The following is a 22,947-nucleotide window of genomic DNA, read 5'->3' on the forward strand; positions in this document are numbered from 1 at the left end:
CTGGCTTCGACTACTTGATGCAAGTACACGTGCTTGGAGGTGAGTGTCTAAGTACGTGGTTAACGAGTACTCAGCACTGGTGCTGAAAATGAGACATCTTCATAGAGTTGATCACGTAGCGATCAAAACTTCATCGAAGGTCTCAATCATGAAAATCTCAACTTCGTCATTCAATGTAGAAAACCCTGCACGGGTCATGGATTCTCACGATTCCAGTGAGCGAGGTGAAGCCCGCCGTTCCGGCCGCCGTCCCGTCGTGGACTTAGTATGCAGAGCCCTTGACAATGGCGATGGGCGAGGCGTCATTCTGGCCGGGGAGTACGGTGTTGGTAAGACCTTCGTGGCACGGCAAGTCATTGAAAAGCTCGCCCTGGAGAACTTGGTTGTTTCACTTCGATGCAGTTCAAGTACGGAAGCCATAGAGTACGGTGCAATCAGCCCGCTGATGAGCCATCTTGAACAGGAAGCCTTAGGCAGCCCGCTGGCCGTCCTTCAGGGCATCACAAGGAACCTCAATGAACGTGCTGCGGGGCGAGGCGTCCTGATTTTCGTCGACAATATCCAATACCTCGATAAAAGTTCGGCACTGATTCTCACGCAACTGGCGGTCAACGGTGTTGTTCGTCTATTGGCTGCCTGCAATTCGCTGACCGAGGTGCCCCGTGAGATCGTGGGACTTTGGCGGGATGGGATCATCCGACGAATCGATGTGTTGCCATTTTCTCTCCCCGAGGCCCGGCAATGGTTTGAATTAATTCTTGGCGCACGGGTATCCGAAGCCGCCGCGCGCGCGCTCTGGTCTGCAGGTGGCGGAATTCCGCGGTTTCTTGATGTCATTGTTCACGAACAAATTGAGGCCGGAACATTGGTGAAAACCGACAACGTGTGGGTGGTTACCGGGTCGGCTTTCGTTTGCGGCGGCAATGGCGTTGATACCGTGATGACAGCGCTTGGCACCGTTTCAGAGTCGGAGCGGTTAATTGCGGAAATCCTTGCCCTGTCAGGTGGAATGCCCCTGAATCAAATCATGAGTGCTGTTGACGTTGCAGCCCTGGATTCTTTGCAGCAACGAGGCTACTTGGATATTTCTCAAGGAGAATTTGCCAATGTCCGGCTCTCCAATTGGCTGATGGCCAAGGTGCTCAGGAAGCAAGTCCCTGCTGGCAGAAGCCGTGAACTACGACGGCGGGTACTTGAAGCAGTTGATGCAAGTGACCGTTCAGTCCACTTGAGTTTTTCCGAAGCGATCTGGTCCCTTGACTGTGGTGTGCCCCTCGACTTGGATCAGACTTTGCTCGCAGCGCGGGACGCTACTCAATCCGGCCATCCCCGTGATGCACTTCGACTTCTGGAGGCGCTGCCTGGGCACCGATCACTTCCAAGGATTTTGCCGGAGTTGGTTAGCGCGCGGATTGCCTTGGGTGAATTCGGGGCCGCGAGGAATCTTATTTTGAACCCGGACCTGCAAATAGACCAACTGCCGGATCGTCATTGGGTTGACGTTATGCTTTTGCGGGCAGCATTGGCTCGTTTGCAGGATCAGAGTCAGGAGATAGCAGGCGAAATTCTGGAGCGTATTAACACCCGGCTGAACTGCAGGGACGGTGACAGCGCATCTCAGCAGGCCAATTCAGCGGACTCCGAGTTACTTGATATGCGTGAGGACTTGACGCTTGGAGTTATTGAGCAGGCCATCCATGATGGGCGGTACCGTGCCGTTGTAAGGGAACTGCGCGAGCTTCATCAGTCCGGACGCTCAAGTGAGACTAGGCTGTTGGCAGGGAGCTGGCTGACGCAGGCATTGACCCTCACAGGAAGCGCCGTCGATGCGGCGAGGGTTTCGAGGGAAATCGACCTAGAAAATCTGGGCGGGAACATTAACTTTCCATCGTCAGAAAAGACCGGCTCTGCGCTTGTGGCGGCCGTTATTGCATCCTTGTCGGCCGAGAGAATTGGGCGGCATAATTTGTGGGTGCCGGCAGGCATGTTCATGGGCACGCGTATTGCCTGCTTCGCGGAATTGTCTGAAGGGTTGGTTGCGGTATATAGCGGGCGAGCTGACAACGCTCTGGAGTATTTGGTGCCTGCAGCCAGCCAGTTGAAGGAGCTGGGGCAGAGGGGCACATGGTCGTTGGCCATCGCAGCAATTGCTTATGCTTGCGCCCTCAAGGGTGACAATGACATGGCGTTGGAGTATTTGAATCAAGGCAAGGAAGGCGCTGGCCATTGTGCCCGGCTGGTCTCCACCGCTTGTAGCTATTTTCAAGTACTGACGTCGGCAGAGCTCGCGTCCAAGGAAAAGGCGATAGTTCGATTGTTTGCGCTGGCCGATGAGGAACGTCAGTTTCGCACGACTGCTGTGGAAATGGTCTTCGTCCATGCGGCAGTTCGCCTGGGGAGTGTGACTGGCGCTCAGAGACTACTGACGCTGGCGTCCGGGCTTCAAGGACCACTGGCGAGTCTGTGTGAAAGCTTTGGACGGGGCATTGTGAGTCGGGATGTCAACCTTCTGGTAGTGGTTGCTGAGGTCGCGGCCGCGCAAGGAGACGCCCTGTTCTCGCGCGACATTGCCAGATCTGCTTTGAAAATTGCGGGTGAAAATGTTGACAGGGTTGGTATGCGGCTCGCACAGCAGCTCATCCGGGGGGGCGTGCTCAAGCTGGGCCAGGTCAAAGTTTCCGACGAAGACGGGCAGCGATTGACGGGCCGTGAGCAAGAAGTTGCCGTGCACGCGGCCTCGGGTGCCAGCAACAAGGATATCGCAGCAAAAATGCATATTTCTGTAAGAACTGTTGAAGGCCACCTGTATCAGATATATTCGAAGCTGCAAGTTGCTTCAAGGGCCGAATTAAGGGAAACGTTGGTCTAAGTTTTGGAGAATTCCCCCATAGCGCCTTTGGAATGTCTGGCGACTGCGAGGATAATCGACTCAACAGCTTCGGAAGTGCTGAGAACGCTGGTGTCAATCTGAAGGTCGGCGTCAGCTGGAATTTCATAGGCTGAATCTATACCTGTGAAGTCCTTCAACTCGCCCGTCCTTGCACGGGCATACAGGCCTTTCCTGTCCCGCGATTCGCACACGGACAGCGGAGTGGAAACGTGGACAAGCAGGAACACGCCCACGGCTTCGGCCATCTCCCGGACTTCTTGTCTGGTCTTGTCAAAGGGAGCGATGGGTGCGCATATCACCATTCCGCCAGCACCGGCAATCAGCGAGGCAACCCACCCGAGCCGGCGTACGTTGGTTTCCCGTTCCTCCCGCGTAAACCCTAGGTCTGGGGACAGTGTCCGTCGCACGTCGTCGCCGTCAAGCAATGTCACCGGCCGTAACTCATCCAGCACAAGGCGTTCAGACAATGCCCTTGCCACAGTGGACTTGCCCGAGCCGGAAAGTCCGGTCAGGAAGACCACCACGCCTTTTTGCGCGGCACCGTCCCTGAGGGCTGGCCGGGATGGCAAGGACGCACTAGGCGTCCAAGTGTTCACGGTTGCTGAAACAGTGGAGAAATCCAGTACCCGATCTGCGGATAGTGTTTGTAGAAGATGGTCATGAAGAATCTTCCCACGGTGCGGATCGGTCCTGTTTGAGGGCAAGACAATCATTCCCAGCCGGGCGCCGTCGACGTTGTCAACAATCTGGGACAGTTCATCCAATAAGGCTTGGACCGTGTAGCGTCCGTGCGGTTGCGGCCCGCATTCAGCCACGATCCAAAGGACCGCATTCTCCTGATGTGCCGATTCTATGGCCAAAGCGACCTGTGAGTTTCGAGGGGTTTCGGAGAACACTGCGAGTACTGTTTGCTTGCCGTCGGAAGCTTGTGCCAGTGGCTCCGTTAGCCGGATGCTGCGTGCCGGAGGATGCTCCGCCCAGCGGAGAACGGATAGGGAGCCCGCCAAATATCTTGTGTCTGTTGTTGGGGTCAGGGCAAGGGGAGAGGTCCCTGTGACATCCAACCGTGCCAAGGGCGTTCCATCCGGATCGGTCAGCAATATTGCCCGATTCTTCAGTGCTTCTTGGGCAACACCGGATGGGACACGAAGGAGAAATGGGGCTGGCCAGCCCTCGGGCACTTGGTGAGGAAGGCAGTAGCCATTTGCAGGGGCAAATAAGCCGCCTGCAAGGAGCTCCAACTCATCCAGATCGGTTCCGGACATGGCATGTTGCGGTAGATTGGCGGCAAAATCATTCTCACTTTTCATGGGCTTCAACATTCTCTCCGGTGGCAAGTTCTTGGCTGCCAAGCTGGTTGCGCCGTTGCATTCGTTCCCTGGTGGCGAGTGCAGGAAGGCCGAAGTGAAGCCTGATGGCCATCCATGCAAGTGGAGTCACGAGCAAGAAAGCCACAAGGGTTAGTGCCGTTAGGTGGTTTTCCAGTCCGAGCATCTTCAGCCCTGATGCCAGAAGGACGAATGCTAACGCGCGGCGGATAAACCCGCCGGACAGCCGGCTGGAAAGTTGGGCGCCAATGAAGACGCCCGGAATGCTGCCGATAATCAAGGGAATCGTCAGGCCGAGGTCCAGATCACCAAAGAGGGTGTGCCCAAACGCGGCCGCCGCAACCAGTGGGACGGCCTGCAGCAGGTCTGTTCCCACCAGCTGGTTGGTCTTGAGTGCGGGGTAGATCATCATCAATCCGATGATGATGATGGACCCCGATCCGACGGACGTCATCCCAACGATGACCCCGCCAACAATTCCCAGGAGGACAGTCGGAAGGGGGCGGGCGCGAAGGGGGCCGTTTTGTAGCGACGTGGGGGCGTCTTGACCGTGACGCTGTGCCTTGGTGCGCTCGACGATTTTTAGATACGCCCGCACTGCAAGCAATAGTGCGGAAACAAGGAGTGCGACGCCGAGCGCAATACGTACGCCGTTTTGCACAGCTTCGGCCGGTCCCATCCACTTAAGGATCAAGACTCCGCAAAATGCTGACGGAACTGAGCCGATAACCAGCCATTTGACCAGTTCCAGATTGACGGTTTTCTGGCGAAGGTGAACCCACGAGCCCACGGGTTTCATGACGGCACTGGCAACCAGATCACTGGAGACGGCAGCCAAGGGCGGAACACCAAATATTAGGACCAAGGCAGGCGTCATGAGTGCCCCGCCTCCCATCCCGGTCAGGCCAACAACTATTCCTACGCCAAACGCTGCCAAAACGACCCATGAGTCCATAGCAAACAATAGTGTCACCGGAGCGGCCGGCAGCCCACGCGTAATTTTGGCTGCCGTCGAGTGCCCATCTAGGTAAAACACAGTAGTCCGATAGGTAAAACGAGTATTAGATTCTCTACCGAAGCACTTTCAACACCTGTGACCTAGCTGGATAGTGTGTTATTGGCAGGGTTAATTACCTTAAGGATGTCGGCATGAACCATTCTCGAGCCAAAGCTCACTTGCTGGTGGGGGGGGGTGGCAGTCATCGCCGCCCTCAGCGCATTTACTCCCGCCGGTTCAGGTAGCTCGCTGAGCGAGGGCATGGGCGGCGGCAGTGCTAAGTCAGTGCGGATTGGATATTTTCCAACCTGACACATGCCCCGGCAATCGTCAGGGCGGAAAGGGTTGCTTGCCACTCGGCTGAAGGAGACCACTCTCGAGCCGGTCATCTTCAGTGCCGGGCCGTCGGCCATTGAGGACCTGTTCCCGGGGGCCGTTGACATGGTCTTTGCCGGGCCAAATCCCACGGTCAACGGCTACAGCAAGAGAAACGGAGAAGCCTCGCGGGTGGTGGCGGGTGCCGCGTCGGTTGGGGCCGGACTTGTGGTGCGGTCCGGGATCGACACTCATTCTCAGTTGCGGGGGGGGGGGGGGGGGGGGGCAAAACTGGCCACCACGCAATTGGGAAATACTCAGGATGTTGCTTTGAGTCACGAGCTAAAGGGGCAGAGCCTGAGCACTTACACTGAAGGCGGCGGTGACGTGCGCATTCTGCCTCAAGACAACGCCACCGCACTGCAATCGTTCTTGCGCCAAGTCATCGACGGTGCATGGCTCCCGGAACCCTGGCTTTCCCAATTGCTGCTGACAGGTGAGGGACTCATTTTAGTCAATGAAAGCAGCCTGTGGCCGTACAGCTCATTTGTAGTGACAAATGTGGTGCCAAGAAGGATTTTCTTGATAAATACCCAAAGACAGTTGCCGCCGTGGTGGAGGAAGAGCTCGACTCGATTGAATTCATCAATGACCATCCCGACCAGGCCAAGGCCGTCGTCAACGCCGGAATTCACACGATTACCGGCAAATCGATTGATGCCGCAGTACTTGATCGGAACTGGAACAACGTGAAATTTGGCGACGATCCACTGGCACAAAGGTTGTTGGCCGGTGCTGCAAATGCGGAGTCCGTCGGGTTGCAGGGGAAAGTTGACCTGTCCGGACTTTCTGATGTACGAATACTCAATTCCATCCTTGTTGCCAGAGGACTGAGCACGGTGAAGGCACCATGACTGCCGTGTGGCCGCTGGACCGCCACGGCAGCAGCCTTTTGGATTCGGAAGTCAGTATCTCGGTAAAATCGGTGGGCAAGACATATCGCGGGAATGGGATGTTGACAGCGGTGCTGGTTGACATCGAATTGGATGTCCTGGACGGCGAGTTTGTGTGCCTATTGGGGCGGTCGGGGTGCGGCAAGTCCACACTTTTGAACCTGATTGCCGGACTGTACTCTCCTACCCGCGGCGTCATCGAAACTGGCCGGCGAAAAGTGGGGTGATGTTCCAGGACGACAATCTCTTTCCGTGGCTGACGGTCCGGGGGTACATCGAACTGGCGCTACGTCTATTCAGTGTGCCTCATGCAGAGTTCAAGGAACGGGCAGCCTCACTGCTGGAGTCAGTGAGGCTGCCCGGCATGGCCAAGCTCCGCCCCCATGAGCTCTCCGGTGGTATACGCCAACGGGCTGCGCTGGCCAAAACTTTGGCCCAGGACTGCCAGATACTGCTCATGGATGAACCATTCGGTGCCCTCGGCTCTTTTACCCGTGACGCCATGCATAATGAAACTAGAAGAATCCACGCCGAACGCGGACTTACGGTGGTCTTTGCGACGCATAATTCGCGGGAGGCCGTCCGGTTCGCTGACCGAATCGTCATCATGGCGCCGACGCCGGGCCGGGTAGAGGCACACATGGCAATCATGCCGCCCCACCCGCGCAACGCTGACAGTGTTGAGTTTTCCGCCGTGGCGGCCCAGCTCACTCACCACATAAGGACACAACAGCCGTGAGCCGGTCCGGGATGTTTCAAGGGACCTCGTCGGGTGGGCCGGCGTTGAAGGCGCGATCGGCGCCACATCGAACATTGCGCCGTCGCATGAGACAGCTCGTTTCGCCATTGATTGCCGCTGCTGTGGTGGTAGCTCTATGGGACGCGATCTACCTTTCAGGCTGGCGTCCCGGTTACGTTTTGCCGACGCCCTTTATGGTGGGGCAACGATTGGTGGGGATGGTCTCGGACGGGAAATTCTGGGTGGGGGTGTCCACGACTCTTCTTCGAGCCACCATCGGGTTTGGCTCCGCAGTTGTCGTCGGGACCTGCTTTGGCATGGCTGAAATTAGCCAAAGGGCCTTTCGGGCAACGGTGCGTTCGTTGATTACTGGCATGCAAACCGTGCCATCGATCGCATGGTTCTCTTTTGTCATCTTCTTGGTTGGTTTGTCCGAGCAAGCAATCCTCTTTGTTGTCCTGTTGGGAGCCGCACCGTCGGTGGCCAACGGACTGATTTCCGGAGTTGATGAGACACCGGTCGCCGTCATCCGAAACGCCCGTTCGATGGGGACAACAGGTGTCAGGCTCTACCCGTTCTTCGTCATTCCAGCGACTCTCCCTGCATACTGTTCAGGCCTCAAAGGGGGATAGGCATTTGCGTGGAGAAGCCTCATGGCCGGTGAACTCGTGGTCATCATTGCCTCCAAGCCGTCCTTGGGGGTCTCGTTGCAATATTTCCGAGTGTTTTCAGATACTTCGGGAGTGATGGCGGTCATCTTGATCATCGGGATGGGAGCTGACAGGGCTCTGCCCGCCATAATTGAGGGCCTCCAACGACGCCGTGGCCTAGGTGGTGGGATCATGGACCAAGCACGATAGTCTGCAGGGACGAAGATGGCCGGACGACTCAAAGCAGGAGGCTTCAATGCATGTGACGGCCAAGGCTGACTATGCACTTCGCGCGGTTGTGGAACTCGTCCTGCACGACGGCGAGATCGTCACCAGGGAACGGCTCGCCTCTGAACAGCAGATTCCAACAAAGTTTCTCGAATCTATACTGGCCCAACTCACCAGGGGCGGAATACTTGTCGCCAAGCGAGGCGTCAATGGGGGGTATCACCTTGGCCGACCGGCGGCAGATATTTCAGTAGCAGATGTGATCAGAGCTGTCGATGGTCCACTGGCAGGTGTGCGGGGCGAACGCCCCGAAGATGTTTTCTATCCTGACTCCAGTTCCCACCTGCGAGAAGTATGGGTTGCTGCGCGTGCCAGCCTGCGAGCAGTCTTGGAGATGACCTCAATGCAGGATGTTGCTCGCAAATCACTGCCGGAGGAAGTCGTGACACTTTTGGGCCAGCCAGGCGTTTGGGCCCGCCGCTAATTCACGAACAAGTGGGACGGGCCTAAAACAAGTAGCGCATTTGGGCGGGTGGGTAGCCGGTGCCAAAAGACGGGTGAGCTCTACTCATGTGCCAAGATCTGAATCCTAATACCGTGGAAGCATCATCAATTCTTGCATTCTGAACTGGTATTAGGCGGGTCTCAATATGCGTTCTCGTTGTCGATTTTCCTCCCACCAACATTTTGCGCCTACGGCGCAACCACACTCTCCTCACTATCACGAACGAGCCATAAGCCTTCAAGGAACCAAATCCTTGAACTGGCGGCTCCCACATTCGGGGCCGGCGGCGGTGAAGTCTTCTGAGACCAAGACTTTCCCCCAGCCGTCGTCGGTCCCCTCCACAGCCGAAATAGTCTCGAGGTGGCCCGCGTGAGCCAGCTCAACGAACGAGCACTGTTCGGCGCAAATGTGTCCTTTGACCGCGTTAGGAAACCGGGCAACGCCCGGACGGGGTCTCCGACAGAAACAGCCGCGGTCTCCGGGGTAGCGTGGGCTGTGAAGTATCACCGCACCCTATTAGTCTCGGACGCCCTAGTCCTGATCGTCGTCCTCCTACTTTCCACCTACCTGCGATTCGGAGCCGATGGCGGCGAAGCAGCAGTGGGCAGTGCCGAAATAGGCTATCTATTCGTGTCAGTAGCCGTTTTTGTGTGCTGGATGGCGGCTCTGGGCCTTTACCGGAGCCGAGATCCAAAAGTGGTGGGACTGGGCGCTGACGAATACAAGCGGGTGGTCTCAGCGACTATCGCCCTATTGGGACTACTGGCCATTGTGTCCCTTTTGTTTAAGATCGACGTTGCCAGGGGATATTTTGCGCTGGCCTTTTCATTGGGAGTAGTAGGACTACTAAGTTCCCGCTGGGCTTTGAGGAACTGGTTGACGGGGCAGCGAAATTACGGTCACTTCCTTTCCAGAGTAATTGTCCTTGGCAGCAGTAAGGACGTCGGTTATGTGATTGGTCAGATTCAGAAGAAATCCGGCGCAGCCTACCAAGTCATTGGTGCAGCACTGACCGGCGGCCACGACATGGGTTTTCTGATGGTGGGCAACAACAAGATACCCCTCGTATCCACGATCGATACAGTGGTAGACGCAGTGAAGCAGCTGCGCGCAGATGCCGTCATTGTTGCCGGCCCCGTCAAAGGTGGCAGCAAATTCGTACAGAGACTCGGCTGGGAACTGGAGGAATCAGCCACGGAATTGGTCTTGGCCACCGGGCTCACCAGTGTTGCCGGCCCTCGAATCCACTCCAGACCAGTGGAGGGTTTGCCCTTGATGCACGTGGAACTTCCCCAATATTCCGGAGCCAAACATGTTCTGAAAAGGTTACTGGACGTGGCTTTGTCGGCCATGGCCTTAGTGGTCCTGACGCCGCTTCTGGCTGTTCTGGCGGTGATCGTTCGTCGTGACAGCCCGGGACCGGCAATCTTCCGTCAGGAGCGCATAGGAAGGTCGGGAGAACCGTTCATGATGTACAAATTCCGTTCCATGGTTCAAACGGCAGAGGATGACCTGGCTTCTTTGTTGGAAATGAACGAGGGAGCCGGTCCACTGTTCAAAATCCACGACGACCCCCGGGTAACACGTTCTGGACGTTGGATGCGCAAGTACTCCCTAGATGAGCTCCCGCAGTTCTGGAATGTCCTACGAGGAGACATGAGCCTTGTGGGGCCGCGTCCGCCACTACGTTGCGAAGTGGACGCCTACAAATCCCGAGTGCAACGCCGCCTCTATATCAAGCCCGGCCTGACGGGAATGTGGCAGATCAACGGGCGGTCGGAACTCAACTGGAAAGACAGTGTCAGATTAGACCTCTACTACGTTGAAAACTGGTCCCTGACCGGTGACGTCATCATTTTGTGGCGGACCGCCAAAATGCTCTTCAAATCTCAAGGGGCATACTAGTGATCTGGGGGACTATGTTCATGGATATTCAAACTTCGATCTGTGAAACAGCTGACCTGGACATCGACCACGCCACAGACCAGGTCCTAGCCGAGTCTGTGGCGTGGCACGCGGGCGAGTCTCTGAGACGGCTCCAGTCATGGGCCATTCACCATGGGGTTGGCAGCGGAAAACTTAAGGACGACGGCGACAGGACCTCCCAAGAATTTATCGCAGCCGTTCTGGGCCGACTCCGTCCCGGCGACGACATTCTCTCGGAGGAAGGCTTGGACAGCCGGGATAGGTTGTCCGCCCGACGCGTGTGGATCATTGACCCCCTTGACGGAACGCGGGAGTTTTCCGAAGGCAGACCCGATTGGGCGGTTCATGTTGCCTTGTGGGAAGACGGGGCTTTGGCGGCCGGCGCTGTGGCGCTGCCATCTGCAGGTCGCGTAATCGGCGCGTGCATCAAGCAGGTTGATTTCGCGCCTCCGGAAAACCAGAAACTACGCATCGCAGTCTCCCGTAGCAGGGCGCCTGAGGTGGCTGAGCGAGTGGCGGGAGAGCTCAACGCCGAGCTGGTACCCATGGGCTCGGCCGGATTTAAGACTTGGGCCGTTGTTGATGGACAGGTGGACGCCTACCTCCACGCTGGCGGGCAATACGAGTGGGACTCGGCGGCCCCCGTCTTTGCTGCGCAAAGTGCCGGACTTCATGCCAGCAGAATCGACGGCTCAGCCCTGACCTACAACGAGCCGGTGCCGTACCTTCCTGACTTGCTCATCTGCCGTGTTGCGGACAGTCCACTCCTCTTGGGGGCAATCAAGAACGCAACGGTTAATTGCACGGAATCAACGAAGACATCAGCCGAAAGGACTCTCCCATGATGAACGTGCGTGGTGCGCGGGTAAAACGGAACCTGACCCAGCTTCAGACTCTGGAATCCGAGGCAATCTACATCATCCGTGAAATTGTCGCCGAAGTTGAGTATCCGGCCATGCTATTCTCAGGCGGCAAGGATTCAATCGTCATGCTCCATCTGGCGGCAAAGGCATTTGCGCCGGCAGCCATACCTTTTCCGCTCCTGCACATCGATACCGGGCATAACTTTCCTGAAGTCCTGGCATTTCGGGACCGATGCGTGGAAAAGTATCGGGTCAGCCTGATAGTTGGCTCCGTCCAGGACGCCATTGACCGGGGCGTCGCTTTTGAGGAAGCAAATGGGTCCAGGAACCGGAGTCAGACCCCGGTTCTGTTGGAAACGGCAGCGAAACACGGCTTCAATGCGCTCATGGGTGGTGCCCGTAGGGACGAGGAAAAAGCTCGTGCCAAAGAACGCATATTTTCTTTCCGTGACGAATTCGGCCAGTGGGATCCCAAGAACCAGCGCCCCGAATTGTGGGATATCTTCAATGCCCAGGTTCACCCGGGGGAGAGCATCAGGGTATTTCCTCTCTCCAATTGGACTGAGCTGGACGTTTGGGACTACATCGCACAGGAACGGATAGGGGTTCCTGCGATCTACTACGCGCATGAGCGTACGGTGTTCGAACGCAACGGCATGTGGTTCGCGGCCAACGAGTTTTGCCGGCCCAAAGAGACCGAGCCCACCTCGAGGCAAACAGTGCGGTACAGGACCGTTGGTGATGCAACTTTGACTGCGGCGGTGCTTTCAGATGCAGACACGGTTGAAAAGATTGTCGAAGAGATTTGCGTGACTCGAATCACCGAGCGCGGGGCAACCAGAGGCGACGACAAAGTAAGTGAAGCCGCCATGGAGGATCGAAAAAAAGAGGGGTACTTCTGATGGATCTACTCAGGTTCGCAACAGCAGGATCAGTTGACGATGGCAAAAGTACGCTCATTGGACGGCTGCTTTACGATTCCAAGTCAATCTTCACGGATCAGCTTGAGGCAATTGAGCGTACCAGCGTGAACATGGGCGCGGAATATACCGAACTTGCCTTGCTCACTGATGGATTGCGTGCCGAGCGTGAACAGGGAATCACCATCGACGTGGCTTATCGCTACTTTGCAACCCCAGCGCGCAAGTTCATCATTGCCGATACTCCAGGGCATATCCAGTACACACGCAACATGGTGACCGGGGCGTCAACGGCTGACCTGGCAATTGTGCTAGTTGACGCCCGCAAAGGACTTCTGGAACAAAGCCGGCGGCATTCGTTCCTGGTTTCCCTTCTTCGTGTCCCGCACTTGGTGCTGGCCATCAATAAGATGGACCTTGTGGGCTGGTCTCAGGACGTGTTCGAAGAGATCCGCCAGGACTTCATGGAATTTGCGGCGAAACTGGAAATCTCGGATCTGACGGTCATCCCCGTTTCAGCGCTCGAGGGTGACAACGTGGTCAACCGCTCGGAGAACATGCCCTGGTATCACGGTACGTCGCTGCTCCATCACCTGGAAAACGTCTATGTTGGCAGTGACCGGAACTTGGTTGACGGCCGGTTTCCGGTTCAGTACGTCATTCGCCCGCATTCAAACGACTTCCATGACTACCGGGGCTATGCGGGCAAGATTGCTGGGGGCGTAATGAAAGTCGGCGATGACGTTGTGGTCCTGCCGAGTGGGTTGCCGTCAAAAATTTCTGCCATTGAGTATGGCGGCAAGGAAATTACCGAGGCTTTCGCGCCCATGTCCGTGACGGTCCGTCTGGAAGACGATATTGACATTTCCCGCGGCGACATGATTTGCCGGCCAAACAATCAGCCCCAAGTCACCCAGGACATCGATGCCATGGTGGCTTGGATGAGTGAGGAGCCACTACGGCCCGGTCAAAAATTGGTCATCAAGCACACCACACGCCGGACCCGGACCCTCGTCAAAGAGTTGCACTACGAACTAAACGTGAACACGCTACACCGTGACGAGGAAGCGACGGAGCTAAAACTCAACAGAATTGGGAGGATTAAGTTACGGACGACGACGCCGCTGCTCGCCGATACCTACGGCCGAAACCGCGAGACTGGCGGCTTTGTCCTCATAGACGAACGTACGTACCGAACCGTGGGAGCGGGCATGATTATCTAGTCCAAGCACCGCAAATGCGGCACGAAAGTTTCCTTTCGTTACCAAAATGTTGTAAACTCTTTTCCTGTAAGTACGGGCCCTTTGAGGTCCGATAAAAATTCCTGATCGCAGCCGGTCTCACTGTGCATCGTGATTTATGGCCTGCGGGCCCAGGAGTAGCCAATTGAGTTTATTGAATACTAGTAGTTTGCCACGGGTGAAAGCCCCGTTCTTCAACCGAAAAAAGACGAAGAGTGTGCTTGCCGCTGGCGGTGTAGCACTGACTGTTGCTCTCGGTGCCACTACCCTCGCCACGTTGCCCGCCCAAGCCGATTCGGTTGAGCTGGTGGCCAACGGTGGAATGGAAAATGGTGTGTCAGGGTGGAAAACCAATGACGCCTCCAACCAAAAACTGAGCACTGTGCCGGGCGGACACTCGGGCAAATCGGCAATGGAACTGTCCACCATCGCGCCACAGACGGCAGTCTTAAACGACGCCGTCAATACAGTCAAATCCACCACAGCCGGTGATGATTACACTGTCAGCGCCTGGGTGCGGACAGACACCCCAAACATCTCCGGGCAGGTGCGGGTCATGCAGAGCAAAGGCTCCGCGCCGCTGACGGCCAAGTCTTTTTACTTGACCACCAACCAATGGACCAAGGTCGAATTCACCGTGTCCAGCCCGGTTGACGGCGCCGTCATGGACTTGAATGTTTTGACGTGGGGTATGAAACCTGAACAGAAACTTCTCATTGATGACGTCTCCATGCAATTAGCCACTGGCACAGAGGCGAAGCCGACACTGCCGCCTGCACCTGCGCCTGAGCCGACACTGCCGCCTGCACCTGCGCCTGAGCCGACACTGCCGCCTGCACCTGCGCCTGAGCCGACACTGCCGCCTGCACCTGCGCCTGAGCCGACACTGCCGCCTGCACCTGCGCCTGAGCCGACACTGTCCTCCAAGACCGTGTTTGGTTCAAGCTTGGGTATATCAAGTTCCGGTGGAAATCTGGTCACGGCACTAGCCCGTGAAGAGGACCGGTTTGGCAAACTTGGCGTAGTACGGACGTTCGATAATGTCCTGCCGTCCAGCTGGAAAAACCTGGGCCCACTGCAGGGCAAAGCGGTAGTAATCTCATTCCGGCCTCTGCCTGCCGATGTCTTGGCAGGGACTTACGATGCCCAGTTACTTGACTGGTTCAAAAATGCCCCCACGACGTCCGAGACCTACTGGTCTTACGTGCATGAACCGGAAGCAGAAATTTCTGCGGGTAAGTTCACAGCGGCCGAATACCGGGCTGCCTGGAAGCGGATCGCCGGCCTTGCGAAGCAGGCCAACAACGTTCACCTGCATTCCACTTTGATTCTCATGGGGTGGACTGTCAATCCGTCCTCGAAGCTGAACTGGAGAGACTATTACCCCGGTGATGAATTTATCGATGTGATGGGGTGGGATCCATACAACGATGCTGGCAGTGTTGCCGGACCGCAGAGCTACCCGGATCCGGCAAAGATTTACGACGGTGTCGTAGCCGTTAGCAAATCCGTGAACAAGCCATTTGCCATTGCTGAAACGGGTAGTCGCCTCATACCCTCTGACCCGACAGGAGCAGGCCGCGCGGCTTGGCTGACGAAAGTAGGGCAGTACCTGAAGGAAAACAATGCCGTATTCGTTGCGTACTGGGATTCGGCGGTTTCGATTGGGGATTACCGCTTGACTGATGCACCTTCTGCGAATGCATGGAAGGCTCTGGTGACGGGTTAGGGGAGGCTAGATTCCTCTCCCCCGGCTGTGTAGGGTCCGCATTACCCGTTCAGGGGAAACCAGACCCCACGCCACGGCAATGGCAAGGGGAGCGCGAGGCTCAAAGGGATTGCGTTGGGCGGCTGATGTCGCCCAACGCAATGCCTTTTTTCTTTGGCCCAAGGCGGCGTGGGCAAACGCGACTTGTCCTCGAATGCGCGCTGAACCAGCTGGCACCGTCTCGAATTCAGGATATTTGGCCAGTATCCAGGACAGTCCCTCCAACATGGTTTGCCACCGTTGGAAGAAAAATGATTGGCCTCCCCAGCGGACCACCGTCATCGTCTGGGCCACGTGAACAATGGGGTGTCTGCGTGAAACCCGCAGAAGAAAGTCGTAGTCCTCACCAAAGCCACCAGGGACGTCCTCGCCAACCAAACCGAACCCCTGAACGACGGCGTCGCGACGCATGAGAAACGTGGACGGGTGCAGTTCAGTATGCCGATCGCGAAGCAGATCCTGAAAGGTGATCACGGATTTTCCTAGCTGCCGGTCATGGAACTCGCCGCTGTAGTTGACGCTGATGTCGCAGGTGGAAAACTCGGCTGCAGGGTTTCTTGTCAACAGCTCGACCTGGGCAGCGATTTTTCCCGACTTCCAATAGTCGTCATCATCGCAGAATGCGATGAATTCACCGGAGGCAGCTTCGATCCCAGTATTCCGGGCGCCAGCTAATCCCGGTGCCCGGGCATTGGAAAGGACTCTAACGATTCGCCTAGGATTAGCGGACTGCAGCGTCATATCTGGTTCGCACTGGTCAAAAATAACAAGTACTTCAATAGCTCCTGTGTAGGACTGTCCCACCACGCTGGCTATTGCCTCACGCAACATCTCTGGACGGTTTCTAGTTGCAATAATGGTGGTGACTGGCCGCATCAGCGCATCCGCACCGCCGCTCATGCCATCATCCGATGGTGCGCGGGGACCGGAAAATCGGGTCCAGTGTTGGTGATCTCGGTTGGTGAAATACCCAACTGCCCCCAGATCAGGTCCCACCGCTTGGAACCCATGCCGGGAGCTGGTGACAGCAGGGTGGCCGAAGGGACTCCCCTCCTGCCAAGCCGTCGCTGGACGGCAGGTCCGGAGAAAAGGTTCGGAAAATATGGTTTCTTTGCGTTGTGCGGATGAGCAGTTTGCAGGCTATCCGTTGCGTCAACGTACCTCAAATCAATCTCCCTGTTGTGGCTTAGCGCCATGGCTAAAACCGAATCAGTGTCCGTGTGCACCAAGACATCAGAACCTGTAACGTCACGTGCCGCTGAATAAATTGACTGAAGGATGCTTGAGTAGCTGGAGAGTATGCCGCGCAGTCGGGAGGTCTCGAATCTTGAGGTGCTTTTGATCCTGACTGCACGTCTTTCAACTGCTTTTCGCAAACCTAGGACCGATTCAACGTTGATCTTGTCCCAGCCGCCGAAGGCCATCTTTCCTGTCTCCTGCCAGAAATCACATGCGTTGAATGGCAAGCCACAGCTACAATCTTCATTCGCCAGGACCCCGCCCTCCCAGATTCTCTGGGTGTCGCCCAGGACCGTCACCTGTACCTGCCGGGAGATGTCTTGGCAGAGACTTTCCAACACCTCTTCAGACCGGGTTACAGTGTAAAGAAGCACCGGTGCCCCATCGGAGGATCGGTTTGCCTGGTGTCGTCTGCGGTCCAAGAGTCGAGCGAGCTGGAATGCAGTTCCTTCCGTTCCAGGAAAAATCACATCGGACAAAACATGGCTGCCTTCTTCTGTGGCGGCAAGGATCTCAATTCGGGCACTGAGATGCTCTAAGGATTCGACGCATGTGACAAGACCCCTGGCGTCGGACCAACGGGAAAATCGTTGCTGGTGGTCGTCCACATGTTCACCCTCGTGCGGATCGCGCGGAAAAACTATTGGCAAGTGTCCGGCCGCGCGGGCACCTGAAATGGTGGCCGGGCCACCATGAACCACAACGATGTCGCTGACTTCGATGAGGTTCGTCAAATCCGATGGCGGCAGGAAGGCGTCGCCGCGGGCAATTTGCGGCGCAGGGCTGTGTCCGTATTGCACCACCACGTCGTCGTCCGGGTGGGCAGCAGCCCACGTGTCGGCCCACGAGATCAGGCGGGTAAATGGATGATGGTCAGTACCCACAAGGACGGCGATGGTTCGGGCTCCTCGGGTGCTCATAGGAGCCTGCCTACTAGTTGAGCGTCGCGGTAGAGGCCTAACTGGTCTCGCCACTGGACCAGCATGAGATCCGAGAATGGCCGGCACAATCGTCCGGTAAGGGTTGGGCTTTCAACCCTGTCATAAACTTCAATGTAGATGGTGGAGATACCGAGCACTTTCCCGAACACGAAGAATGGCAGGGCACTTCCTGCTCCCGTGGAAACTATGACCGTCGGGTTGAAGCGGCGGATGACCGAGAACGCGAGTCGGGTGTTTCGGAGCAAATTCGGAAGGTTCCTCGTGGTGGGGGAGTGGGCCCAGTTTACATCGGCCTCCTTGCCCAATGCAGACGTGGCGTCGGGCGTGGGAAAAGTCACCCAGCAGCGGTCATTACCCTGCCACCAGGACTTGAGCGAGAGCAGCTGGGCCAAATGGCCGCCACTGGAACCTACGAGCAGGATCCGTTCATGGTTCGGGAGGGCGTTAAGCCTCTTGGCGTGTAGCGGTTTTGCTGCGCGCATGTGAATCTCCTCTTCCTGTGTGGACTGCCTCTAGGGGCGAACGCTGGCAGTGGCGTTCAGGTCGAAACTGATGTCCGGTGTGGCCCGGTAATTAAGGTGGGTTTCAGCTGCAATCGTGTTGACGCCGTCGACCAGTAGTCCAACAGGAACGTCTATGATCAACGGCGCAGCGTTGGCCACGGCCGTCCTGCGCGCGCTGGTGGCATACGTGGTGTCCGTTATGGTCCCGGAAGGCATGTTGCTTCGGCCAACCTCGGTCCCATTGACGTAAACCACCACCCCGTCGTCACCGGCGGTGTTGATGGTCAGCTTGACGACTTTTGCTGCTGACGGGACGGTGACCGTCTTGATGAAATAGGCTGTGACGGGTCGGCTCGTGGTGGGCCCTGAGATATCAATGTTGGTTCCAAGACCCGTTGTCCCGAAGCCCATCACACCGTTGCCTGAAGCCCACGGTGAGGTGTCGAAACCAGGGGCCTTCCAGCCTGTGGGCGGAGCAGGAGCTGCGAAGCGCCAACTCCACGCCGACTTTGCTGCCACAACCACCACGTCCACGGGTGCCGGTGGGGCAGTCACCGTGATCGGGGCTGTTGCCGAAGAAGTGGCGCCCTGGTCATCGGTAACGGTCAACGTCACCGTGTAGTTTCCAGCTGTCGCGTAGTCATGTGCGGTGGTCTTGTCGGTTGCGACGGCGCCGTCGCCGAAAGCCCAAGCGTAGGACACCACCTGTCCATCAGGGTCGCTTGAGTTGGACGCGTCAGCGGCAAGGTGCAGGTCGCTGACAGTGGTTGCAATGACGGCAACCGGAGGAACGTTGGCCGGAGGCGGTGTCCCCGAACCGATCTGAAAGTGCTGTGCAACGGTGCTCGCGGACAATGCCGTTGAATAGACGGCTGCCTCATCCAGCTCCCCTTTGAAATAGTTGCTTGACGCTCCGCCCCAAGTCGTGTCCCCGCCGATTCGCCAGTATCCGGCGTAGTTCTGTGCCCCGCTTTGTGGATTCGTGCCGACACTGCTGCCGTCCACGTACAGGACCATTCCAGCTGAGGACTGCGTGGCCACCATGTGATGCCAGGTGTTGTCGTTGTAGGCGGAGGAAGAGGTAATGATGTTCTCCTGGCCTGTGTAGGTGCCAAAGACCAGCGTGCCGTCATTTTTCATGTAAATGTGTCTGTCGTAGTTGCTGGAAAGTCCCGTTGCCGAGTTGCCGAAGCCGATCAGCTTCCCGCCGGAGGTGGTGTCGGTTTTGAACCACGTCTCAAGCGTGTAGGTCGTTGGATTTGAAATGGGCGTCCGATTGGCAACTGTCCCGTTGATACCGTCAAATGTCGCCGACGTTCCGAACCCGGAGCCCAACGCTGATGGTGTACCCAAAGTGACACCGCCAGCGTAGTCGCCGGTGTTGAACGTGCCGCTAGAATCTGCGGCCACAGAGCCTGTTGCGTCATCCATGCGCATGAACAACTGGGGATGGTCGGCGAACACGTCAGCACCATAAGTGTCTGTGGGTGGCGTGAACACAACGGGAGTCTGGCCCGTGCCCAGGGCATAGTGCTGGTTGACGCTCGCCGCATTCAACGCGGTCGGGTATACGGCAACTTCGTCGATCTTTCCGGCAAAGTAGGCGCTGCTGGAACCCCACGTCTGGTCCCCGCCAACTCGCCAGTATCCGGTATACGGCTGGGCCTGGGTCTGCGGATTAGTTCCTACCAACTTCCCATCGACGTACATGCTCATGCCGTTGCTGGACTGCGTAGCAGTGACAGAGTGCCATTTGCCGTCGTTGTAGTTGGATGCGGATGTGATGGTGTTGGCCACCCCGGTCCAGGTGCCAAAAACGAGTTGCCCATTGTCCTGCATATAGATGTGCCGGTCGTAGCTGCTGGACAGTCCTGTCGGCTGGTCACCGAAACCGATGAGTTTTCCACCCTTTGTGGTGGTGGTGTTGAACCAAAGTTCCAGGGAATAGGTTGACGGGCTGGAGTAAGTTGTGTTGCTGGTGATAAGTCCCGTCGTACCATTGAGTCCGACGGCGGTGTCCGATGTGCCAGCGATGGCCCCGGGTACGCCGAGAGTGGTTGTTCCTGAATAGGTGCCAGGGGAGAGCGAAGCACTGGAATCTTGTGCAAGCGAGCCGCTTGATTCGTCCAGGCGCCAGTATAGGCTCGGTGCCGAGTTGTAGACAGCGGCTCCATAAGGATCTGCCGGGGCTGGCCGAACGGCCTTGACGGTCCTCTCCAAGCTGGCTTGTCCGCCCGTGTTGTCCTTGACGACCAAGCGGATGGTGTAGCTGCCTGGCTGGGCGTAGGTGTGTGTCATCACCGCAGCTGCACCCGTTGTGCCGTCACCAAAGTCCCAGGCATATCCAACAAACGTCCCGCTGGTGGTGGAGCCGGAGGCGTCAACGGAAACGTCCTGCCCGGCGACGGTGGAAGTGAATGCAGCAACTGGGGGAGAAACTCCGCCTGATGCCGTTACCACCGGTGAACTCGGGGACAGGTTGCCTGCGGCATCCACCGCACGAACGAAGAACCGATTTTCTCCGGCCTTGGGCACGGTTGCGGTGGTCGAGGACGTGGTGGCAACGACCCGGTTGTCACGGAGGATCTGGTAGGTGACGCTGCCGCTATTGTCTGTTGACGGGGACCAGCTCAGCTTGACGGTGGAAGTTCCGTCCGCTGAAGGTGTGACAGCGGCTGGTGTTGTTGGGGCGATTGCATCGGTTTGCGCAAATCTGGCGAATCCTCCGGCCCAGCGGCCCATGGATGATGCCGTCGCAGCGGAAGTAATATCGCCGCCAGCCCACAAAGTTCCCGTGCTATCCGTTGATAGTGCCCAGATACCCTCACCTTTGCGCATGCTCATGGTGGGGGTGAAACTGGGAACCACCTGACCCGTTGCCCCGTTGTAGGCGGCGACCCAGCCAAGGGAGTCGGCCTCGGTCCAGTTGGTTCCGACGTTTGGCCAAGTGTAGGCGTTGGAATAATTCCAGTCGTTGCAGTGGCAGCCGGCGTAAACGATCCCGCTGGTTCCAGATGTCATGGCTTGGTAGTCGCCGTGGTTCTTGCCAATGTTTCCGGACAACCGGTCAAACGTGGTGGTGTCGTAGGAGAAGAAGCTGTGTTCGGATCCACCGACCCATACCCGGTTCCCCACCTCGCCAATGGCTTGCTGGTAGCTGGCCGCGGCACTCCACACAGGGCTCCATACTTGCGCAGCAAGCGGTGCGTTGGTGGAAGTTTGAACCGCGGCAGCCTTGTTCGCGGCGGACGTCTGGGATGTGGTGAAGTAGCCGGCCGCGTACAGCCGGCCACCATCGGCGGAGGAACCGATTGACACAACCGAACCATTGAAATCCGGATTCCAGTCGGTGCTCGGTGCGCCGGTGGTGGCTGAGACACGTCCGGCACTCCGGGCGTAGACGGCTCCACCGGTAGGGCCGGTCAAGTGCGTGAATGCTCCACCGAGATAGAGCCAATTGTCTTTAACAGTCAGACTGCGAATATCCAGCACGCCTGAGGTGAGTCGGTTCTCAACTTTTAGATTGAAACCACTCGCAGTGGCTCCTGTGACCGGGTTGAGGGCAACGATCGCCGTTGTTGGCTGCCCGTTGGTAGAATTGAAGCGGCCGGCCGCCACAAGGTTTCCATTGGGAAGCACAGTCAAAGCCTCGACGGAGGCGTTCAGCTTGGGTGTGAAGGTTCTAATCAACTCTCCGTCGGCGACGTTGAACGCTGCAAGGAACGGTTGGTCCACTTTGTCCGTGCCGGTGGAGGTGGCACTTTTTTGAACGTAGCGGAAGTTTCCGCCAACGTACATAGTGTTCCCGATCTGGGCAAAGGCTTGGACTTCATTGTCGCCTTCCCGGGCCGAGGGATTTCCCAGACCGGAGACTCCCCAAGGGCTGTTCAATGCCAACGACTGTGCAACGGGAGTGTTTGTTGAGGCGCTGGTCCCGGCATCGACAATGCGTTGGAAGCCGGCATCTAGGGAGCGGAGCATGGGGCGCAGGTACATTTCGGTGTAGGGCCTGGCGCTGCCGACCCCCGTGGTGGCTGACCAAAGGTACGTGGTGGCACTATTGGTGCCCGTGACTTTGCTGCCGTACGCGAACCCAAGGGTGTAGCCCTGGTTTTGCGGACTCGACATGTCTACTCGGTTGTAGGTTGAATCTGTGCCAAAGCTGGAGGTCAATCCGCCTGAGCCCTTGGAGCCGTCGAACGAGAACGACGCCACCTGGTGTTCGGCACCGAATGTCCAAACCCAGCGGTCACCCTTGTTGGTGTTGAACCTGGCTTCCTGCCATGCAGCTCCCGCGGCGTCTTTTGCACGTTTGATCCTAATCCCGTCTGGGAGTGCATCGACATTGGTGTTGTTCAAGAGCCCGTTGATCGTTTGGGCCGAGTATTGGGTGGTGGCCGAGGACATCGGACTCAAACCCGCGGTACGTAGTGCCGAGGGCGAACCCTTGCCCTCGTTATGGTCTGTCCAGCCTTCACGGCCCTTGCCAATGAGGACCCAGCCACCGCCGTCGGTGGTCATGTCGCAGTAGAACTGAGCGGGTGCGCTCATTGCCGGGGTGAGCAACCAATATGTCCCGTCCGCCGCGTCGGGCTTGTCCTGCTTGATTTCCCAGCAGGATGCAGCTGCTGTGCTAGCTGCGGCACCGTCAAACACTGGCGGTGCCGCTGTCGCGGCATTCACCGAGAGTCCTGTGAGCAGGGCAGTAGCAACGGCTGTTGACGTTAAAAGCCCCAGAGCCTTGAGCGGCTTCGGCATTGGGTGCCTCCTAAGAACTTGAAATGGGTTGGGACTTTTATGGCTCCGAACCCAAGACCATCGCCCAAATAGGCCGGTCAAGTGAGGCAAGCATAGGACGGGGACTGCGCGGCGGATAAGCGAAATTTGCGTCATCTTGTACCCGATTTTTAGCGGAAGATACGTGCGGAATGAGGGCAACTA

General features: G+C 57.3%; 16 protein-coding genes and 2 pseudogenes. 12 read left to right on the top strand and 6 right to left on the bottom strand.

Going from position 1 to position 22,947, the window contains the following annotated elements:
• Positions 1-43 precede the first annotated feature (43 nt).
• The gene (locus AOC05_RS02780) at positions 44-2,869 is read left to right on the top strand and encodes a LuxR C-terminal-related transcriptional regulator (RefSeq protein WP_082357703.1); all 2,826 of its coding nucleotides are present in this window, start codon (positions 44-46) and stop codon (positions 2,867-2,869) included.
• On the opposite strand, the gene cysC is transcribed toward AOC05_RS02780, so the two are convergent.
• A complete protein-coding gene (gene cysC / locus AOC05_RS19685) occupies positions 2,866-3,705 on the bottom strand; it encodes an adenylyl-sulfate kinase (RefSeq protein ID WP_195849406.1) in 840 nt (279 codons plus the stop codon). The genes AOC05_RS02780 and cysC overlap by 4 nt on opposite strands.
• Positions 3,706-4,189: 484 nt before the next feature.
• Entirely contained in the window at positions 4,190-5,173 is a 984-nt protein-coding gene (locus tag AOC05_RS02790) for a sulfite exporter TauE/SafE family protein (protein ID WP_062005496.1), read from the bottom strand.
• Between the two features lie 357 nt (positions 5,174-5,530).
• On the opposite strand from AOC05_RS02790, the pseudogene AOC05_RS20685 reads away from it, so the two are divergent.
• From AOC05_RS20685 to AOC05_RS02840, 11 genes and pseudogenes are all read left to right on the top strand, one after another.
• Positions 5,531-6,031 (top strand): annotated as a pseudogene (locus AOC05_RS20685) (ABC transporter substrate-binding protein); the annotation flags it as partial.
• Between the two features lie 29 nt (positions 6,032-6,060).
• A complete protein-coding gene (locus AOC05_RS19990) occupies positions 6,061-6,444 on the top strand; it encodes a hypothetical protein (protein WP_062005498.1) in 384 nt (127 codons plus the stop codon).
• A gap of 98 nt (positions 6,445-6,542) precedes the next feature.
• Positions 6,543-7,222 (top strand): annotated as a pseudogene (locus AOC05_RS02800) (ABC transporter ATP-binding protein).
• Between the two features lie 86 nt (positions 7,223-7,308).
• The gene (locus tag AOC05_RS02805; protein WP_062005500.1) at positions 7,309-7,854 is read left to right on the top strand and encodes an ABC transporter permease; all 546 of its coding nucleotides are present in this window, start codon (positions 7,309-7,311) and stop codon (positions 7,852-7,854) included.
• 21 nt (positions 7,855-7,875) lie between these two features.
• On the top strand, positions 7,876-8,082 hold the full coding sequence (locus AOC05_RS02810; protein WP_062005502.1) for a hypothetical protein: 207 nt from the start codon (positions 7,876-7,878) through the stop codon (positions 8,080-8,082).
• Between the two features lie 46 nt (positions 8,083-8,128).
• On the top strand, positions 8,129-8,584 hold the full coding sequence (locus AOC05_RS02815) for an RrF2 family transcriptional regulator (protein WP_062005504.1): 456 nt from the start codon (positions 8,129-8,131) through the stop codon (positions 8,582-8,584).
• Between the two features lie 390 nt (positions 8,585-8,974).
• Complete coding sequence (locus AOC05_RS02820; protein ID WP_230085532.1) at positions 8,975-10,510, top strand: sugar transferase; 1,536 nt, start codon at positions 8,975-8,977, stop codon at positions 10,508-10,510.
• A 20-nt stretch (positions 10,511-10,530) separates the two neighbouring features.
• A complete protein-coding gene (locus AOC05_RS02825) occupies positions 10,531-11,376 on the top strand; it encodes a 3'(2'),5'-bisphosphate nucleotidase CysQ (RefSeq protein ID WP_082358114.1) in 846 nt (281 codons plus the stop codon).
• The gene (gene cysD / locus AOC05_RS02830) at positions 11,373-12,296 is read left to right on the top strand and encodes a sulfate adenylyltransferase subunit CysD (RefSeq protein WP_197277889.1); all 924 of its coding nucleotides are present in this window, start codon (positions 11,373-11,375) and stop codon (positions 12,294-12,296) included. The genes AOC05_RS02825 and cysD overlap by 4 nt, the downstream gene beginning before the upstream one ends.
• On the top strand, positions 12,296-13,537 hold the full coding sequence (locus tag AOC05_RS02835; RefSeq protein WP_062005506.1) for a sulfate adenylyltransferase subunit 1: 1,242 nt from the start codon (positions 12,296-12,298) through the stop codon (positions 13,535-13,537). Before cysD ends, AOC05_RS02835 begins: the two co-directional genes overlap by 1 nt.
• Before the next feature lie 295 nt (positions 13,538-13,832).
• Entirely contained in the window at positions 13,833-15,284 is a 1,452-nt protein-coding gene (locus AOC05_RS02840) for a carbohydrate binding domain-containing protein (RefSeq protein WP_197277890.1), read from the top strand.
• A 6-nt stretch (positions 15,285-15,290) separates the two neighbouring features.
• Here the strand turns inward: AOC05_RS02840 and AOC05_RS02845 are convergent, their stop codons facing one another.
• Genes AOC05_RS02845 through AOC05_RS02860 form a run of 4 tightly spaced genes read right to left on the bottom strand, consistent with a single transcriptional unit; the run spans position 15,291 to position 22,764 of the window.
• The gene (locus AOC05_RS02845; protein WP_062005511.1) at positions 15,291-16,223 is read right to left on the bottom strand and encodes a glycosyltransferase family 2 protein; all 933 of its coding nucleotides are present in this window, start codon (positions 16,221-16,223) and stop codon (positions 15,291-15,293) included.
• Positions 16,220-17,482 (bottom strand): glycosyltransferase, encoded by a 1,263-nt coding sequence (locus AOC05_RS02850; RefSeq protein ID WP_062005513.1) that lies wholly within the window; start codon positions 17,480-17,482, stop codon positions 16,220-16,222. The genes AOC05_RS02845 and AOC05_RS02850 overlap by 4 nt, the downstream gene beginning before the upstream one ends.
• Positions 17,479-17,985 (bottom strand): PssD/Cps14F family polysaccharide biosynthesis glycosyltransferase, encoded by a 507-nt coding sequence (pssD, locus tag AOC05_RS02855; RefSeq protein ID WP_062005515.1) that lies wholly within the window; start codon positions 17,983-17,985, stop codon positions 17,479-17,481. The genes AOC05_RS02850 and pssD overlap by 4 nt, the downstream gene beginning before the upstream one ends.
• Positions 17,986-18,015: 30 nt before the next feature.
• Positions 18,016-22,764 carry a LamG-like jellyroll fold domain-containing protein gene (locus AOC05_RS02860; protein WP_062005517.1) on the bottom strand — a complete coding sequence of 1,583 codons (4,749 nt, stop codon included), beginning with the start codon at positions 22,762-22,764 and terminating at the stop codon, positions 18,016-18,018.
• Positions 22,765-22,947 lie beyond the last annotated feature (183 nt).

The organism is Arthrobacter alpinus, assembly GCF_001294625.1.
In the GTDB taxonomy this organism is placed as follows: domain Bacteria; phylum Actinomycetota; class Actinomycetes; order Actinomycetales; family Micrococcaceae; genus Specibacter; species Specibacter alpinus_A.

Coding starts and splice junctions, on each gene's coding strand:
- AOC05_RS02790 (WP_062005496.1), bottom strand. CDS start 5,173: ATGGACTCATGGGTCGTTTTGGCAGCGTTTGGCGTAGGAATAGTTGTT.
- AOC05_RS02805 (WP_062005500.1), top strand. CDS start 7,309: ATGAGACAGCTCGTTTCGCCATTGATTGCCGCTGCTGTGGTGGTAGCT.
- AOC05_RS02810 (WP_062005502.1), top strand. CDS start 7,876: ATGGCCGGTGAACTCGTGGTCATCATTGCCTCCAAGCCGTCCTTGGGG.
- AOC05_RS02815 (WP_062005504.1), top strand. CDS start 8,129: ATGCATGTGACGGCCAAGGCTGACTATGCACTTCGCGCGGTTGTGGAA.
- AOC05_RS02825 (WP_082358114.1), top strand. CDS start 10,531: ATGGATATTCAAACTTCGATCTGTGAAACAGCTGACCTGGACATCGAC.
- cysD (WP_197277889.1), top strand. CDS start 11,373: ATGATGAACGTGCGTGGTGCGCGGGTAAAACGGAACCTGACCCAGCTT.
- AOC05_RS02835 (WP_062005506.1), top strand. CDS start 12,296: ATGGATCTACTCAGGTTCGCAACAGCAGGATCAGTTGACGATGGCAAA.
- AOC05_RS02845 (WP_062005511.1), bottom strand. CDS start 16,223: ATGAGCGGCGGTGCGGATGCGCTGATGCGGCCAGTCACCACCATTATT.
- AOC05_RS02850 (WP_062005513.1), bottom strand. CDS start 17,482: ATGAGCACCCGAGGAGCCCGAACCATCGCCGTCCTTGTGGGTACTGAC.
- pssD (WP_062005515.1), bottom strand. CDS start 17,985: ATGCGCGCAGCAAAACCGCTACACGCCAAGAGGCTTAACGCCCTCCCG.
- AOC05_RS02860 (WP_062005517.1), bottom strand. CDS start 22,764: ATGCCGAAGCCGCTCAAGGCTCTGGGGCTTTTAACGTCAACAGCCGTT.